Annotated in this window: 9 protein-coding genes; 6 read left to right on the plus strand and 3 right to left on the minus strand. The window is 70.1% G+C overall.

Going from position 1 to position 17,160, the window contains the following annotated elements:
• Positions 1-134: 134 nt before the first annotated feature.
• Both AC6CH2_RS01500 and AC6CH2_RS01505 read left to right on the plus strand, forming a co-directional pair.
• Positions 135-1,340 carry an ATP-binding protein gene (locus tag AC6CH2_RS01500; RefSeq protein WP_498267630.1) on the plus strand — a complete coding sequence of 402 codons (1,206 nt, stop codon included), beginning with the start codon at positions 135-137 and terminating at the stop codon, positions 1,338-1,340.
• Entirely contained in the window at positions 1,337-1,879 is a 543-nt protein-coding gene (locus AC6CH2_RS01505; protein WP_435395829.1) for a response regulator transcription factor, read from the plus strand. Before AC6CH2_RS01500 ends, AC6CH2_RS01505 begins: the two co-directional genes overlap by 4 nt.
• A gap of 407 nt (positions 1,880-2,286) precedes the next feature.
• Here AC6CH2_RS01505 and AC6CH2_RS01510 read toward each other — a convergent pair whose 3' ends face one another.
• Positions 2,287-3,384: a glycoside hydrolase family 99 protein gene (locus AC6CH2_RS01510; RefSeq protein ID WP_498267631.1), complete on the minus strand. Its 1,098-nt coding sequence runs from the start codon at positions 3,382-3,384 to the stop codon at positions 2,287-2,289.
• Between the two features lie 520 nt (positions 3,385-3,904).
• Here AC6CH2_RS01510 and AC6CH2_RS01515 point away from each other — a divergent pair.
• Positions 3,905-5,992: a S8 family serine peptidase gene (locus AC6CH2_RS01515; RefSeq protein WP_498267632.1), complete on the plus strand. Its 2,088-nt coding sequence runs from the start codon at positions 3,905-3,907 to the stop codon at positions 5,990-5,992.
• 138 nt (positions 5,993-6,130) lie between these two features.
• Here the strand turns inward: AC6CH2_RS01515 and AC6CH2_RS01520 are convergent, their stop codons facing one another.
• Positions 6,131-7,528, minus strand: a complete 1,398-nt coding sequence (locus tag AC6CH2_RS01520) for a GntP family permease (protein WP_498267633.1) — start codon at positions 7,526-7,528, stop codon at positions 6,131-6,133.
• 302 nt (positions 7,529-7,830) lie between these two features.
• Between AC6CH2_RS01520 and AC6CH2_RS01525 the strand changes: the two genes are divergently transcribed.
• Positions 7,831-10,017: a TonB-dependent receptor gene (locus AC6CH2_RS01525; protein WP_498268184.1), complete on the plus strand. Its 2,187-nt coding sequence runs from the start codon at positions 7,831-7,833 to the stop codon at positions 10,015-10,017.
• Positions 10,018-10,512: 495 nt separating this feature from the next.
• The gene (locus tag AC6CH2_RS01530; protein ID WP_498267634.1) at positions 10,513-13,845 is read left to right on the plus strand and encodes a hybrid sensor histidine kinase/response regulator; all 3,333 of its coding nucleotides are present in this window, start codon (positions 10,513-10,515) and stop codon (positions 13,843-13,845) included.
• A 348-nt stretch (positions 13,846-14,193) separates the two neighbouring features.
• Here AC6CH2_RS01530 and AC6CH2_RS01535 read toward each other — a convergent pair whose 3' ends face one another.
• Positions 14,194-14,859: a response regulator transcription factor gene (locus AC6CH2_RS01535; RefSeq protein WP_435395834.1), complete on the minus strand. Its 666-nt coding sequence runs from the start codon at positions 14,857-14,859 to the stop codon at positions 14,194-14,196.
• 101 nt (positions 14,860-14,960) lie between these two features.
• On the opposite strand from AC6CH2_RS01535, the gene AC6CH2_RS01540 reads away from it, so the two are divergent.
• The gene (locus tag AC6CH2_RS01540; protein ID WP_498267635.1) at positions 14,961-16,946 is read left to right on the plus strand and encodes a 3-hydroxybutyrate oligomer hydrolase family protein; all 1,986 of its coding nucleotides are present in this window, start codon (positions 14,961-14,963) and stop codon (positions 16,944-16,946) included.
• Positions 16,947-17,160: the final 214 nt, after the last annotated feature.

Genomic DNA, 17,160 nt, shown 5'->3' on the forward strand with positions numbered 1-17,160 from the left:
GACAGGCGCTGGGCCGTCCTGGGCTGCGACCGATTGACGCACGCGGCTGCGAACTCGCCCCCAGGCGGTGTGGTGCGTCGCGTGGCCGGTTGGCGCGATGCGATAATCGCCGCATCGCGTTCACGGACACCGTCTTGCTGCACCTGCTGATCTACCTGCGATACATGGCGGTGGCCGGGCAGGTGCTCACGGTCGCCTACGTGGTCGAGCGCCTGAACCTGCCGATTCCGGCCAGGCCGCTGCTGGCGATTTCGGCCGGCTTGTTGCTCTTCAACCTGGTCAGTCATGTCTGGTGGCTGCGCCATCGCCACCCCGGCACGCGCGCGCTGATCCTGCAGTTGCTGGTCGATCTGCTGAGCCTGACCGCGCTGCTGTATTTCTCCGGCGGCCCGGCCAATCCCTTCGTGTCCCTGTACCTGGTGCCGGTGGCGATGGCGGCGATCGGCCTGGAAATCGCGCCGATGCTCGGCCTGACCGTGCTGACCGCGGCGCTCTACACCTGGCTGCTGCGGCATCACGTGCCGCTGCCGCACGTGCACGGCAGCGATTTCGAACTGCACGTCACCGGCATGTGGGTCAACTTTCTGCTCTCGGCCGGGATCATGGGGGTGGTGTTGAGCCGCTTCATGGCGATCGTGCGCGACCAGCGCCGGCGCTTGTCGGAGGCGCGCGAACGCGCGATCCGCGACGAGTCGCTGTCGGCGCTCGGCTCGCTCGCCGCCGGCACCGCGCACGAACTCAATACGCCGCTGGCGACGATGAGCCTGCTGATCGACGACTGGATCGCCAGCGAGGCGCCGCCGGCGCGCGAGGACGTCGAACTGTTGCGCGACCAGCTCGCGCATTGCCGCGAGCATGTGCGCGCGCTGGCCGAAATGGCGCGCCGCGGCGCCGCCGGCGAAGCCACCGTCGAGGATGCCGACCGCTTCGTCCATGCCTGTGTCGACCGCTGGCGCCTGCTGCGGCCGAATGCGACCGCGGTGTTCCGCGGCGGCGCGGCCGATCGCGAAGTACGCATCGACGCGGCCTTGCCGCAGGCGCTGATCAACCTGATCAACAACGCCGCCGACGCCAATGCCGCGCGCGGCCGCGACGAGCCGGTCGAGGTGAGCACCCAGGTACGCGAGGGCTGGCTGGTGGTGACGATTCTCGACCGCGGCGCGGGCCCGGCCGGTATCGCCGCGCGCCCGCGCCACGACGCCGAGGGCCCGGGGCTCGGCATCGGCCTGATGATCTCCAAGGCCAGCATCGAACGCAGCCGCGGCCGCGTGCGCCAGTTCGAGCGCGACGGCGGCGGCTGCGTCACCGAAGTCGACCTGCCGCTGACCGGGGCGCCGTGAGCCTGCCCGCGCGCTTGCTGTTGATCGACGACGACCTGGCGTTCTGCCAAGTGCTGGCGCGGCTGCTGCAGCGCCGCGGCGTCGAGGTGCAGGCCCGCCACGACGCAGCGAGCGCGCTGGCGGCGCTGGACGGATTCGCGCCCGAGGGCATCGTGCTCGACCTCAAGCTCGGCGCCGACAACGGCCTGCTGCTGATCCGCGGCCTGCGCGAGCGTTGCCCGCAGGCGCGGATCGTGCTCGCCACCGGCTATGCCAGCATCGCCACCGCAGTCGACGCGATGCGCCGCGGCGCCTGGAACTACCTGCCCAAGCCCTTCGACATCGAAGCGCTGACGCAGTCGTTCGAGTCGGCCGCGGCGGAAGCGCCGCCGCCGGAACCGCCGCTCGACCCACAATCTTTGCGGCGCCAGGGTTGGGAGCACGTGCAGCGCGTGCTCAGCGAATGCGGCGGCAATGTGTCCGCCGCCGCGCGCGTGCTCGGGGTCGACCGCCGCACCCTGCAGCGGCGCCTGGCCAAGCGGCCGGTGCGCGAGCGCTAGCCGAACTGCTCGCGCTCCAAGGGCAGGAGCGGCGCAAGCCGCGCCCGCGCCATTTCGGGCGGCCTCGTCGGGCCGGTCTGGTGGAGAGCGCTCCAGCCCCGACCCTTTTCATCGTGTCGCGTCGGCTCTGCGGCGGCGTTGTCGCGGCTTGCGGTCGCCAACCCCCCTTGTAGGAGCGACGTGAGTCGCGACCGCGGTGTTCCCAGCTCGCGCCGCAGGCCACGCTATGCAGTGGCGGCTCACGCCGCTCCTACAGGGAGCCACTCACCTGCATCCCGGAAAACCGCGCAGTCGTCAGGCCCTTGTAGGAGCGACGCAAGTCGCGACCGCGGGGTTTCCAGTTAGCGCCGCGCGCTGCAATTCGCGATCGCGGCTTGCGCCGCTCCTGCCGTTGAAACGGTACGGCGCTACTCGACGGTGGGCTTATACCGCTGCAACCAATGCGCGGTGCGTTCGAGGTAGTACTCCGGCGCGCGCGGCGCGTAATCCAGATACTCGAAGGCCGGGTGCTTGAACGCCACGGCGGGTTCGATCTGGGTGCCTTCGTGCCATTCGTTGAACGAGGTGATGCCGATGAACGGCGCGCCGCTGTCGATCGCCGCCTCGAACATCGCGTCGTAATAGCCGCCGCCGTCGCGGTCCTGGGTGTTCTTGGCGTTCCAGGGGCGCACGCGGGTGTCGATGTAGCCCGGGCCGACCGAGGGAATGAAAAGTTTGCCGTGCTGTTTGGCCCATCGCTGCAGCTCGGGCCAATGCTCCGGGGTGGCGCCGTAGCTGAAGCCGCGGCTGGCGAAGTAGGTGTAGAAACCGTCGAAGCCGGACTGCTCGAAGAAGGCGTGTTCGTCGGCGCCGACCCACAGGCCGAGCACGTCGGCATCGAAGGCGGTGCCGCGGATGCTGTCGGCGCCGTCGCGGCCCAGCACCTGCGCCCAGTCCTTGGCGTCGATGACGTAGGAGTCGTAGACGAAGAACAGCGGGCGCCGGCTGTCGGGATCGCGATAGAAGGCCGGGTGCGCGCCGAAGGTCTCGACCAGATAACGGATCGAGGCGCGCGCATCGGCGGCGGTCTTGCGCGCGGCCGGCTCGATCTGGAAGCAGATGCGCACGCCGTGGCGTTGCGCGGCCTCGAACAGCGGGTGCAGGCTCTTGAAGCTCGGGTCGTCGACGCCGAGCCAGGTCACCGCGATCACGCCGATCCGCGCTGAGGCGATCATCGCCATGTGCCGCTCGATCACCGCCGGGTCGGCGCTGCTGTACTCGCCGAGCTGCGGATAGAAGTTGGCCGAGATGTCGCCGCCGCCGGGCAGGCGCTTGGCGGTCCGGTCGCGGTCGTTCTCGCGCAGCACGTCGTGGGCCCAGTGCAGCGGCGCGCCGTCGAGCTTGGGGCTGCCGTACCAGTTGTAGTAGAAGGCGATCGCGCGCGGGTTCAGGGCCGGTCGCGCATCGGCCGCCGCGGCGAGCAGGGGCGACAGCAGCGAGACGAGCGACAACAGGGAACGCAGCAAACACAGGCGCATGGGCGAGCAGGGCAGCGACGACCGCCCGACTATAGGGCGCCGCGAGCGCCGCGCACAGCGTCCGCAGCGCGGCGGCGCGCGGTTTTGCCCTTGTCGAAATCGTCCAAACGCATCGACAGCCCGGCGATTTCGGGGCTGCGTTTGCGGGCGCCGCGTCGAGGGCGGACATTTTTTGATTCGTTTGGATTTTTTTGGATCCGCCGACGCCGACCTGGCCGGCTTGCAGATGGGCATTCAGAAGATCCCGACTCTGCGCGAGCCGCGACCGCCGTCTCAGGCCGCGCCGCCGCATTCCGGGTCCGCGACGGCGCGCTTTGCTTTCTGTGATGCCACTCAACGTCGCCGCCGGAACGCCGTTCGTATTCGCGTGGACGCCGCCCCGGCACGGGCGCAGTGTCGGTAGCCGTCCCACGATGCAGCCGCCGGGACGCCCGCAGTCGCTTCAGCACTCTCTACCCGAGCCGCCGCCGGCAACGACGGCGTTCCATGGAACTTCAGGAGAACTCGCATGACCGACCGTCGTCTGTTGCATCTCGCCATCGCCGTCGCGATCGGCCTCGCCGCTACCGCTTCGTCCGCGCCGGCCGCATCCTCCGGCGCCGACCCGCGTTTCGAACTCGACCTGGGCGGACTGCGCTTCGACCCGCGCGCCTCGACGCCGGTGCAGCCCGGCAGCGCCTGGGGCCGGGCACGCGCCGACGGCGAAGACTGGCGCCTGGTCCAGTTCGGCGGCCCGATCCGTCAGGCTTGGCTCGACGAACTGCGCCGCGCCGGGCTGGAACCGGTGCAATACATCCACCCCTACACCTATGTCGCCTGGGGCCGACGCGACGCCCTGGCGCGGCTTTCCGGCCGCCCCGAAGTACGCTGGAGCGGCGATTTCCTGCCGGCCTATCGGGTGCAGCCCGAACTGCGCAAGGCCGAACTGCGCAAGGCCGCGGCCGGGCCGGTCGAGGTCGACGTCATCAGCCGCCGCGGCGACTCCGGCTTCGTCACCGCGCTCACAGTGCTCGGTGCGAGCAAGGTCGGCGCCGACGCGCGCGCGATCGACCGCCACCTGCAGGCGCAGACCTTGCGCTTGTCGGCCGACCGCATCGCAGCCTTGGCGCAGACCCCGGGCGTGTACAGCGTGCAGAGCGTACCGACCGACGGCGGCCTGCGCGGCGAGATCAGCAGCCAGATCAATGCCGGCAACGTCAACGCGAGCAATCTCGCCTTGCCGGGCTATCGCGCCTATCTGACCTCGATCGGCGTCGACGGCAGCGGCGTGACCATGGCCAACGTCGACGGCGGTATCTACCACACCCATCCCGATCTGGCCGCGCGCATGACCACCTGCGTAGGCAGCACCTGCGGCGCCGCGGCGAGCAGCGCCCACGGCACCCATACCGCGGCGATCATGGCCGGCGACGGCGCTTCCAACGTCAGCGTCAGCACCGCCAACGGCAGCTTCCGTCGCGGCCTCGGCGTGGCGCCCGGCGCCAAGCTCGTCGAGCAGCGTTATTCGCCGACCTACAGCCAGGCCGGCGGCATGCTGCTGTTGATGACCCAGTCGGTGCGCAACCGCGCGGTGATCTCCGGCAACAGCTGGGGCCCGGCCGGTACGCCACGCGGCTACGACAACGCCACCCGCCAGGTCGATGTCGGCGTGCGCGATGCCGACCCCGATGCACCCGGCGATCAGCCGCTGAACTACGTGCTGTCGTTCATGAACGGCAACGGCGGCACCCAGAGCCAGGGCACGCCGGACGAAGCCAAGAACACCTTCACCATCGGCTCGACCAAGGGCCAGACCTCGGCCACGGTGCAACTCACCGCGATCAACGACCTGTCCGGCAACACAGCGCACGGCCCGGCGCTCGACGGCCGGCGCATCCCGAGCATGGTCGCGCCCGGGTGTTCGATCGATTCGGCCAACAGCGCGAGCGGCCACGGCCTGATGTGCGGCACCAGCATGGCCTCGCCGCAGGTCGCCGGCGCCAGCGCGCTGTTCGTGCAGTACTACCGCAACCGCTTCGGCGTCGATCCGAGCCCGGCCCTGACCAAGGCGGCCTTCACCGCGGTCGCGCAGAACCTGATCGGCCGGCTCGACGCCGACGGTGGCACCCTCGGCACCGCGCCCGACAGCAAGCAGGGTTGGGGACGGATGTTGATCAAACCGGTGCTGCAACCGGCGCAGAGCGTGCAGTACGTCGACCAGAGCCGGGTGTTCGACGCCAGCGGCGAGAGCTGGACGCGCAGCTTCACCGCGGCCGACCCGAGCCAGCCGATCCGGATCATGCTGGTCTGGACCGATGCGCCCGGCCACGGCCTCGGCGGCACCACCCCGGCCTGGAACAACAACCTCGACCTGCGCGTCACCGCCGGCGCCAGCACCTACCTCGGCAACGTCTTCTCCAGCAGCGGCTGGTCGGTCGCCGGCGGCAGCGCCGACACAAGGAACAACGGCGAAGGCGTGTTCCTGCAGGCCTCGCAGCATGGCGGCAGCGTGAACGTCGAAGTGCGCGCGACCGATATCAATTCCAACGCATTGCCGAACGCCGGCGACGACACCGACCAGGATTTCGCTCTGGTCTGCTACAACTGCGCCGGCTGAGGATTCACTTCACCGGTACAGAACCCCTTTCCCGCGTGCGAAAGAGGGCACGCTCCGGAACCCCTCTCCCGCGTGCGGGAGAGGGGCAGGGGTGAAGGCTCGCGTATCTCGAAGTCCCGATGCGAGCGAACGCCCAGCTCACACCACTCCCGTCGCATAAAACGTCGCGATCACCACGAACACCGCCAGGGTCTTGATCAGGGTGATCGCGAACACGTCCTTGTAGGCTTGGCGATGGGTCAGGCCGGTCACCGCGAGCAGGGTGATGACCGCGCCGTTGTGCGGCAGGGTGTCCATGCCGCCGGAGGCCATCGCGGCGACGCGGTGCAGCACTTCCATCGGGATGCCGGCGGCGTTGGCGTTGGCGATGAAGCTGTCGGCCATCGCCGCGAGCGCGATGCTCATGCCGCCCGAGGCCGAACCGGTGATGCCGGCCAGGGCCGTCACCGTGACCGCTTCGTTGACCAGCGGGTTCGGGATCGCGGCCAAGGCGTTCGCCACCACCAGAAAGCCCGGCAGCGCGGCGATGACCGCGCCGAAGCCGTACTCGCTGGCGGTGTTCATCGCGGCGAGCAGGGCGCCGCCGATCGCTGCCTTGCTGCCTTCGGCGAAGCTGCCCGTCACCGGCTTCCAGGCGCAGACGATCACCGCGGCGATGCCGATCAGCAAGGCGCCTTCGACCGCCCAGATCGCGGCGATCTTCGACACCTCCTGGACCACCGGCGCGGCATCGCCGATCACCGCCGGGTCGAAGCTGTGGCGGGCGCCGTAGACCTGCGGCAGCCATACGCTGAAGGCCTTGTTGGAGATACCGACCAGCAGCAAGGGCAGGATCGCGATGGCCGGGTGGGCGAGCCGGCCGCCGGCGAACGGCGCCGGTTCGTTGAGCAGGTTCTCGCCGTAGCCCTCGCCGGCGCGCAGTGCGACCCGGCGGCGCCAGTTCAGATACAGCAGGCCGACGATCAGGATGAACACGCCGCCGATCAGGCCGAGCCAGGGCGCGGCCCAGGTGTCGGTGCCGAAGAACGCGGTCGGGATGATGTTCTGGATCTGCGGCGTGCCCGGCAGCGCGTCCATGGTGAAGCTGAAGGCGCCCAGCGCGATGGTGCCGGGAATCAGCCGCTTTGGGATGTCGCTCTGGCGGAACAGCTCGGCGGCGAAGGGATACACCGCGAACACCACCACGAACAGCGACACGCCGCCGTAGGTGAGCAGGGCGCAGACCGCGACGATCGAGAGCATGGCGCGTTCGCGCCCGAGCAGTCGGATGGTCGCGGCGACGATCGATTTGGAGAAGCCCGACACCTCGATCAGCTTGCCGAACACCGCGCCGAGCAGGAACACGGGGAAATACAGCTTGAGAAAGCCGACCATCTTGTCCATGAACAGGCCGGTGAACATCGGCGCGACCAGGCTGGGGTCGGTCAGCAACACCGCGCCGAGCGCCGCCACCGGCGCGAACAGGATCACGCTGTGGCCGCGGTAGGCGACATACATCAGAAAGCACAGCGCGGCCAGCACGATCACGAACGCCATCGGTTTTTTCCCAGTGACGAACGTCCAGGCCCGTCGGTGCGCGCAGTGTCGGCAAGCGCGCGCGGGCGGGGCATTGTCCGAAGGTACAGCTGCCCGTCCCGACCGGGTCCTCCTAGTCTGCGCGGCATGACGGGGGCCTTCGTCCTGCCGCCGCCGCCATTCTCGCGTGGGGGCGGAATGGCGGCGGTGCGGACACCGGCCCATCGCGATCGCTACGACCGGCCGCTACAAGGGGAGAGACATACGTGAAGCAAGGCAAACCAACACGCAGCAAGATCGGTCACAGCACGCTGAGCCTGGCCATCGCCGGCGCGTTGCTGGCGCCGGCCGCCTGGGCGCAGGACGCCGCGCCGGCCGCCGAGGCGCAGGCCAAGACGCTGGGTTCGATCACCGTGACCGCGCGCAAGCGCGAGGAGACCTTGCAGGACGTGCCGGTCGCGATCACCGCGTTCACGCCCGAGGCGCTGGACCGGCTCAACGTCGAGGACCTCAGCGACCTCGACGCGCAGGTGCCCAACCTGACCATCTACGCCGCGCGCGGCTCCAGCAGCACCATCACCGCCTATATCCGCGGCGTCGGCCAGTCGGACCCGCTGTGGGGCGTGGACCCCGGTGTCGGCATCTACATGGACGACGTCTACATCGCCCGTCCGCAGGGCGCCTTGCTCGACGTGTTCGACGTCGAGCGCATCGAGGTGCTGCGCGGCCCGCAGGGCACGCTGTACGGCAAGAACACCATCGGCGGCGCGATCAAGTACATCTCGCGCGGCCTGCCGACTTCGCTCGACGGCTTCGCTTCGGTCACCGTCGGCAACTACGGCCAGCTCGACGTCAAGGCGGCGATCGCCGGCCCGATCGGCGGCAGCACCCAGGGCGGCGATGCCACCCTGCGCGGCCGCCTGTCGGTCGCCAGCCTCAACCGCGACGGCTTCGGCGAGAACACCGTCACCGGCCAGGACGTCAGCGACAAGGAGATCCTCGCCCTGCGCGGCAGCCTCGGCGCCTATGTCAGCGACGCGCTCGACATCCAGTTCGCGTTCGACTGGATGGACGACCAGTCCGGCGTGCGCGGCGCCAGGATGCTCGCCGCCAACCGCTTCGCCCCGGGCCAGGCGCCGCTGGAGTCGCGCTACGACATCCGCAGCGGCATGCCGAACATCAACGACACCACCATCAAGGGCGCCTCGGCGACGGTCAACTGGCGCGCCAGCGAGGACTGGAGCTTCAAGTACGTGCTGGCCAAGCGCGAGTCCGACACCGAGACCAACATCGACTTCGACACCCTGCAGAACAAGATCGCCGACGTGAAGGCGTTCTACAGCGACCAGCAGATCACCCACGAATTGCAGGCGAATTACGACGGCGGCGGCCGTGCCCGCGGCGTCATGGGCGTCTATGCCTTCGACGGCGAGGCCGGCGGCCAGGTGCTCAACAATTTCTTCAATGCCAGTTTCGGCGACACCCAGGGCACGGTCTTCACCGAGAGCATCGCCGCCTACGCCGATTGGACCTTCGACCTCACCGACAAGCTCAAGCTCGACGTCGGGGTGCGCTACACCGACGAGGACAAGCGCGCCAAGGTGCTCAACCGCGGCTACCGCGACGCCAGCTTCACCGTCCCCAACGGGCTGATCGCGGCGAATTTCGACCGCAAGATCAATTTCAAGAACACCTCGCCGAAGATCTCGCTCGATTATCAGATCGCGCCGGACATCCTGCTGTACGGCCTGGCCACCCGCGGCTTCAAGTCCGGCGGCTACAACATCCGCGCCCAGGCCGCGGCGGTGCCGCGTTCGGCCGAGCCCTTCGACGACGAGGTCGTCGACAGTTTCGAGGTCGGCAGCAAGATGGCCTTCTTCGACCAGCGCATGTTCTTGAACCTGGCCTATTTCCACAACGACTACAAGGACATCCAGCTGTCGGTGTTCACCGCCTATGACAGCAACGGCGACGGCACCAACGACGCCTTCTTCGGCGATTTCACCAACGCCGGTTCCGGCACGGTGCAGGGCCTGGAAGTCGAGTACCAGTGGCTGCCGAACGAGCATTGGCTGATCTCGGGCAACCTGGCCTGGCTCGACGCCAAGTACGACGAATTCATCTACGCCGGCGTCAACATCGCCAACGAGCAGGAGTTCACCAACGCCCCGGATTTCTCCGGCGCGCTCAACGTCGAGTACCGCACCGACCTGAGCGACGGCAGCAACCTGTCGGCGCGGGTGGGCTACAGCTACCAGAGCGACGTGGTGGCGACCACCGAGATCGTGCGCACCGGCGCGGTGCCGATCACCCAGGACGGCTACGGCCTGGTCAACGCCGGCGTGACCTGGAAGAGCCCGGGTCCGTGGACGGTGTCCTTGCAGGGCACCAACCTGGCCGACAAGGAGTACCGCACCACCGGCTACAGCCTCAACTCGGCCCTGGGCGTCTACACCGGCTTCTACGGCCCGCCGCGCCAATACACCCTGTCGGTGAAGTACGCGTTCTGAGCGTTGCCACGGCGGCCGACGACGCCGCCGTTGTGGCGTGAATCCTCTGCCAGGGATGGCGGGGATTCGTTTCGGGGATGCGTGAGGTCGGACGGTGGGGAGCCGGTAGTTGGCGACAGTAGCGAGTAACCGATAGCGAGTAGTGAGTAACTAGTAACGAGTAACGGGTGAGAAGAGCGAATAGCAAGTAGCGAGGAGCGTAAAGGCAACGACAAAGGCGTAAATTCCCTTCGGCTCCTCTTCAAGGGGGAAGCCCTTGGGGTCGTCCGCTGTGGAGACTTGTGCCGTTCCGTAGAAGGAGTGCTCCAGGGAGGCTCGTTCTCGCCGAAACCCATGCTGTCCACCAGGGGAGGGGGCTTTGCTCCTGACTTTGCCCTTGCTTCTGCTCCTGGCTCCGTCGCCGCACCGCCGTAGCCGGCGTCCGTCCCGCCTCATCGCCATCCGCCGCGGCGAACCGCTGCGTTATCCTGCGCCGATGCGTCCAGTCGCCGCCTCATGCTGAGCCTTACCGTCGTCGCGCTGGCCAGCCTGGCCTGGCTGGCGCTGATGTTCGGCACCGCGCTGTTCGCCGAGCGCCGGCCGAACGTGCTGGCGCGGCACTGGCGCCATATCTACGCACTGTCGCTCGCGGTGCACTGCACCTCGTGGACCTTCTACGGCACGGTCACCCAGGCGGCGCGCTACGGCTGGCCGCTGCCGCCGACCTTCCTCGGCTCGATCCTGTTCTATGCGCTCGCGCTCGGCTTCATGGTCAAGCTGGTCAAGCTCGCGCGCGAAACCAACGCGACCTCGCTCGCCGACCTGATCGCCACGCGCCTGGGCAAGGACGCCTGGCTCGCCGCGCTGGTGACCCTGATCGCCGCGCTCGGCCTGATCCCCTACATCGCCCTGCAGCTGAAAGCGGTGGCGATGAGCTTCGCGATGCTGACCACGCGCGCGACCGACGGCGGCGCGCTGCCGGCCTGGCGCGACAGCGCGCTGTACGTGGCCTTGGCGATGGCCCTGTTCGCGATGCTGTTCGGCACCCGCCGCGCCAGCGCGGCCGAGCACAACCGCGGCCTGGTCCTGGCGATGGCGTTCGAGTCGGTGTTCAAGCTCGCGGCGATGCTCGCGCTGGGCGCCTTCGTCTGGTTCGGGCTCGGCGACTTGCCGCAGGCGGCCACCGCCGCCGCCGCGCCGGCGCAACCGGCGGGCGGCTTCGTGCCGCTGGTGCTGCTCGGCGGGCTGGCGATGTTCATCCTGCCGCACCAGTTCCACGTGGCGGTGGTCGAATGCCGGGACGAGGCCGACGTGCGCACCGCGCGCTGGCAGTTTCCGCTGTACCTGCTGCTGATCGCGTTGCCGGTGCTGCCGCTGGCCAAGCTCGGCCAGTCCCTGCTCGGCAGCCAGGTGCCCTCGGACCTGTACGTGCTGGCCTTGCCGCTGGCGCAAGGGCACGAGTCGCTGGCGCTGTTCGCATTTCTCGGCGGGCTCAGCGCCGCCACCGGCATGGTCGTGGTGAGCACGCTCACCCTGAGCCTGATGATCGGCAACCACTGGTTCGCGCCGGGCCTGCTGCGCGGCGCCTGGGCGCGCAACGACGACCTGCGCGGGCGCGTGCTGGCGCTGCGCCGCGCCGGCATCGTCGCGATCATGCTGTTGGCCTGGGCCTATAGCCGGCTGATCGCAGGCAGCGAAGCGCTGGCCGATGTCGGCGCGGTGTCGTTCTCGGCCCTGGCGACTCTCGCGCCGGCGCTCGCCTTCGCGGTGTGGCGGCCGCAGACGCCGGCGCGCGCGGCCTTCGCCGGCATCGTCGCCGGCTTTGTCGCCTGGGCCTGGGTATTGCTGCTGCCGATGTTGTACGAGGCGCGCGGCCTGGCGCCGCCGTGGCTGCACGAGGGCCCGTTCGGCTGGCATTGGCTGGCGCCGGAGCGTCTGTTCGGTCTGACCGGTTGGAGCCGGCTCGGCCGTGCGGTCGGCGTCAGCCTGTTCATCGGCACCCTGGCGACCGTACTGATGGCGCTGTGGCGGCGCGAATCGCCGCGCCACGCGCGGCGCGGGCTCGATGCGCAGACCTTGCGCGACGCCGGCCTGCGCTTTCTCTCGCGCGAACGAGTCGCGCAATTGCTCGACGGCGTGCCGGCCGGCGGCGCGGTCGACGCGACGGTCGAAGCCGGGGTCGAGCGCGAACTCGCCGCAGTGCTCGGCTCGGCCTCGGCGCGGGTGCTGCTGGATGCGGCGCGCCGCGAGGCAGGGCGCGACCTCGACACGGTCGCGGCGATCGTCGGCGAGGCCTCGGCCGACCTGCGCTTCAACCAGCGCCTGCTGGAAGCGGCGCTGCAGAACATGAGCCAGGGGATCAGCGTAGTCGATGCGCAGTTGCGCCTGGTCGCCTGGAACCGCCGTTACGCCGAATTGTTCGGTTATCCGGCCGAGTTGCTCCAGGTCGGCCGGCCGATCGCCGATCTCGCGCGCTGGGCGATGCAGCGCCTGCCGATGCAGGCCGATATCGAATACTCGCTGCAACGGCGCCTGGCCTTCATGCGCGCCGGCACCGCGCATCTGTCCGAGCGCGTGCTCGCCGACGGCAGCATCATCGAAATCCGCGGCAACCCGATGCCCGGCGGCGGCTTCGTCGCCACCTTCACCGACGTCACCGCGTTCCGGCGCGCCGAGGCCGGGCTGATCCAGGCCAACGAGACCCTGGAGCAGCGCGTCGCCGAGCGCACGGCCGATCTCGAAGTCGCGACCCGCGAAGCCGAACGCGCCAACGAAGCCAAGAGCCGTTTTCTCGCCGCGGTCGGCCACGACCTGATGCAACCGCTGCACGCCGCGCAGTTGTTCGCCGATGCGCTCGCGCAGCAGCTGGTCGAACCGGCGCAACGCGAAACCGTGGCCCAGATCGGCGGCGCGCTCGATTCCACCGGCGATCTGTTGACCGGTCTGCTCGACATGTCGCGTTTGCAAGCCGGCGGCCTGGTGCCGCAACCGCGCGAGTTTCCGCTGGCCGAGGTGCTGGAGCCGCTGGCCTCGGAGTTCGGCGCGATCGCCGCCGCGCGCGGCCTGCGTTTCCGCTATGTCGCTTCGCGCGCGTGGACGCGCAGCGACCCGCAGCTGTTGCGCCGGGTATTGCAGAACTTTCTCGCCAATGCGGTGCGCTACACCGCGCAGGGGCGGGTGCTGATCGGCGTGCGCCGGCGCGGCGGCGGCCTGTCGATCGAAGTGCACGACAGCGGCCCGGGCATCGCGCCGGAGCAGCGGACGATGATCTTCGAAGAATTCCGCCGCGGCGCCGACGCGCCGGGGCAGGGCCTCGGCCTGGGCCTGTCGATCGCCGACCGCATCGCGCAATTGCTCGACGCGCCGCTGAGCCTGCACAGCCGGGTCGGCCGCGGCACCGCGTTCGGCGTGCGTGTGCCGTGCCTGTCCGCGCCGCCGGCGATCGCGCCGGCCGGGCAGGCGCGCGGCATCGCCGGGTTGCGCGTGCTCGCGGTCGACAACGATCCGCAGGCGCTGAGCGCATTGAGCGAAACCTTGCGGCGCTGGGGTTGCGCGGTGGTCGCCGCGAGCGGCGGCGAACAGGCGCGCCAGGCGATGCGCGAGCAGCCCGCGGCGCTGTGGCTGTTCGACTACCACCTCGACCACGAAGACACCGGCGTGGCCCTGGCGCAGCGGCTCAGCGAGGAGTTCGGCGCGCGTCCCTGCCTGCTGCTGAGCGCCGACACCGGTGCTGCGGTGCGGCAATCGGTGCACGCCGCCGGCTGGTCGCTGCTGGCCAAACCGGTCAAGCCGCTGGCCCTGAAATCGGTGCTCGACCGCCTGCTCGCCGCCGGCGCGATCGAGCGCTGAGCGCCGTCGCGGCGCCCACTTTTGGATGGTGACCAAGCGTGAGCAAAGTCAAGAAAATTCCGTGGTCATTTTCTAGCCAACCCTATTGCAATGCTTGTGTAGCAACGCCTCGCGAGGGGTTCGAACACAACTGTCCGCAGGCTTGTCCACAGGCTGTGTGGACAACACGGGCGGCGAAAACGATAAACAGCCTGAATGTGCCGGCGTTCCCGCCGCGCGCCCGGCCGAAGGCCTATCACGATCCGCGATGGCGTGCGCAGTCTTGACGACGCGAGTGTCCGACGCTAGGCGCCACTGAGCATTGCAGGGGGCGCGGCGGACGCCGCGCGTCCAAGCCGACGAGCGCGCTCAGTCTTCGATTCGCCGCGCCGGATCGGACAATTCGAGTTCGCGCAAGACCACGCCGGCCTGGGTGCGGTTGCGCACGCCGAGACGGTCGAAGATCGCCGACAGATGCGCCTTGACCGTGCGTTCCTGCACGTCGAGGCGATCGGCGATCTGTTTGTTGAGCAGGCCTTGAGCGACCAGGCTCAGCACCCGGAACTGCTGCGGCGACAGACTGGCCAGGCGCGAGGCGAGGTCGGCGTCGCCGCGTTCGCTGTGGGTGCGCGCGACCGCGGCGCGCAACGACGCCGGCAGCCACTGCTCGCACGCCAGCACCGCGCGGATCGCATCGCGCAATTCGTCCAGCCCGGAACTCTTGGGCAGATAACCGGCGGCGCCGTGATCGAGCGCGCGCCGCACCACGCGCGGATCGTCGTTGGCCGATACCACCGCGACCGCGGTGCCCGGGTATTGCGCGCGGATCGCCGCGAGCCCGGCCAGGCCGTGGTTGCCGGGCATGTGCAGATCGAGCAGGACCAGGTCGATGCCGGGTTCGGCCTCGAGCGCGGCGAGGGTGTCGTCGAGCGTGCCGGCCTCGCGGATCGCGGTGTCGGGCACGGCGTCGGCCGCGGCCTGGCGCAGCGCGGCGCGGAACAGCGGGTGGTCGTCGGCGATCAGCAGGGTCGGCATCGCGCCAAGCCTAGCAGGCCGGGCGCGCCGGCCCGCGGCGATCGCGCACGGCTGTACCAAAGTACGATGAGGCGCCGCGCGCGACTTGCTAGCCTGCGGGGATGAGCGCCCAATCCCTACGCACCGCCGCGGCCAGCGCCGCCCTCGTCCTGTTGGCTGGAGCGGCCTCGCCGATGGCGTTCGCCGCCAAGCCGCAGCCCGCCGTCCCGGACACCCGCCAGGAAGCCGCCTCGATGTTCAGCGCCGAACGCCAGACCGAGCACCGCGGCGAGCACGACGACCTGCTCAGCGCCGGCCTCGGCCTCGACGGCCTGCGCGCGATGGCGCCGCCGGCGTTCGCCGATGCCGCGCACCCGACCGCCGCGGAGCTGCGCCGGCGCGCGCTGTGGGCGAACTGGCGCGGCATCGCCGATCTCGCCCCGGGCGGCGGCTATGGCGAGCTGTACGGCAGCGTCGCGCGCGTGCCCGGGCGCGAGTTCAGCGCGTTCGCGACCTTGAGCGGCGCCAGGCAGCCGCATCGCGTGCTGGTGCAGGTGCCCGACGCGTTCGACGCCAAGAAGCGTTGCCTGGTGGTCAGCGCCTCGTCGGGCTCGCGCGGCATCTACGGCTCGATCGCGGTGGCCGGCGCCTGGGGCCTGCCGAAAGGCTGCGCGGTGGCCTACACCGACAAGGGCGCGGGCACCGATTATTTCGATTTCGACGCCGGCATCGGCGTGCGCGCCGACGGCACCACCGGCCCGGTCGCCGAAGGCGGGCTGGCGTTCGCCCCGGATGCGGGCGAACGCGAGGCCGCCAAGGGCGTCGCCTTCAAGCATGCGCATTCGCGCGACAACCCCGAGGCCGACTGGGGCCGGCACGTGCGCCAGGCCGCGCAATTCGGCTTGCGCGCGCTCGACCGGGCCTTTCCGCAGCAGGCGCCTTTCACCTTCGCCGACACCCGGGTGATCGCGGTCGGCATTTCGAACGGCGGCGGCGCGGTGTTGCGCGCGGCCGAACTCGGCGACGAGGGCGCGGCCGGGCAGGGCTGGCTCGACGCGGTAGTGGCCGGCGAGCCGAACGTCTACGTCGAAGGCGCGCGGCCCTTGTACGACTACACCACCGAAGCCGCCTTGCTGATGCCCTGCGCCTTGCTGCACAAGCCGCTCGGCGCGATGCCGGTGGCGCCGGCCAGCGGCGACAGCGCCGAATCGTTCTGCACTCATGCCGCCGGCCTCGGCCTGCTCGGCGATGCGGCCCGCGAGGCCGGCACCGAGGTGCGCGCGCAGGCCGCCTACGAGCGCATGCGCGCCAGCGGCTGGAGCGACGAAGCGCTGCGCGCCGGCGCCCTGTCGGTCAACTTCGATCTGTGGCGCGCGGTCGCGGCGACCTATGCCTCGGCCTACGGCCGCTTCAGCGCCGCGCAGCCGCCGGGCACGCGCAATCCCGATCAGCCCTGGGTCCGCTACGCCTACAGCGCCGGCCAGATCGCTCCGGGCGCGCCGATCAGCGCACGCGCCGCCAGCGAGACCGAGCGCGCCGCCTGGTGGTCCGATGCCAGCGGCATTCCGCCCGGCGCGGGCGTGTATCTGTTCGGCCCCGAGGCGGCGGCGACCGAACAGCGCCTCGCGCCGCTGGCCGGCCTGCGCGAGTTGTGGAGCGGCGAACGCCTCGGCGAACAGAGCGGCGAGCAAGACGCCGGGCGCGGCGCCGCGCTCGCCGCCGCGCAGCAGCGCGTGCGCAAGGGCATCGAGGCGACCCGCGCTTCGGCGCCGCGCAAGGACCTGCCGATCGTGGTCGTGCACGGCCTCGACGACGGCCTGATCCCGCCTGCCTTCAGCAGCGCGCCTTATGTGGCGATGGCACGCGAGGCCGGCGCGCAGGTGCGTTACTGGCAGGTGCGCAACGTCCAGCACTTCGACGCCTTCCTCGGCCTGCCGGCGTTGAGCGCGCGTTATCTGCCGCTGCTGCCCTATGTCTACGAGGCGCTCGACCGCGTCGAGGCGCATCTCGATCGGGAGCAGCCGTTGCCGGCCGACGCGCTGATCGAGACCGCGCCGCGCGCGCAGGGGCAGGCCTTGAAGGCCGCCGACCTGGCGATTCCGCGCTGAGGCCCGCGCGGGGCATGGTCTTGGTGGCGGCGTCGCGCTCGCCGGCAGGCGCGCGTTCGTCCGCGCATACGCCAGCGGCGTACGTGTGCGGGATCCATCATGGCGCAGCGCCATCGCGGCGTTCATCTGCGCGCCAGTCGACCGCGAACGCGGCCGAGGCCGGCCTGACGCCAGGCCCGGCGCGGCTCGGCGCCGGCCGCGCTCGCCCGAACGA

The sequence above is a fragment of the Lysobacter sp. GQ73 genome, from assembly GCF_059758755.1.

Bases quoted from the DNA above. Each gene is read 5' to 3' on its own strand.
- AC6CH2_RS01515 (WP_498267632.1), top strand. From the start codon at position 3,905: ATGACCGACCGTCGTCTGTTGCATCTCGCCATCGCCGTCGCGATCGGC.
- AC6CH2_RS01520 (WP_498267633.1), bottom strand. From the start codon at position 7,528: ATGGCGTTCGTGATCGTGCTGGCCGCGCTGTGCTTTCTGATGTATGTC.
- AC6CH2_RS01530 (WP_498267634.1), top strand. From the start codon at position 10,513: ATGCTGAGCCTTACCGTCGTCGCGCTGGCCAGCCTGGCCTGGCTGGCG.
- AC6CH2_RS01535 (WP_435395834.1), bottom strand. From the start codon at position 14,859: ATGCCGACCCTGCTGATCGCCGACGACCACCCGCTGTTCCGCGCCGCG.
- AC6CH2_RS01540 (WP_498267635.1), top strand. From the start codon at position 14,961: ATGAGCGCCCAATCCCTACGCACCGCCGCGGCCAGCGCCGCCCTCGTC.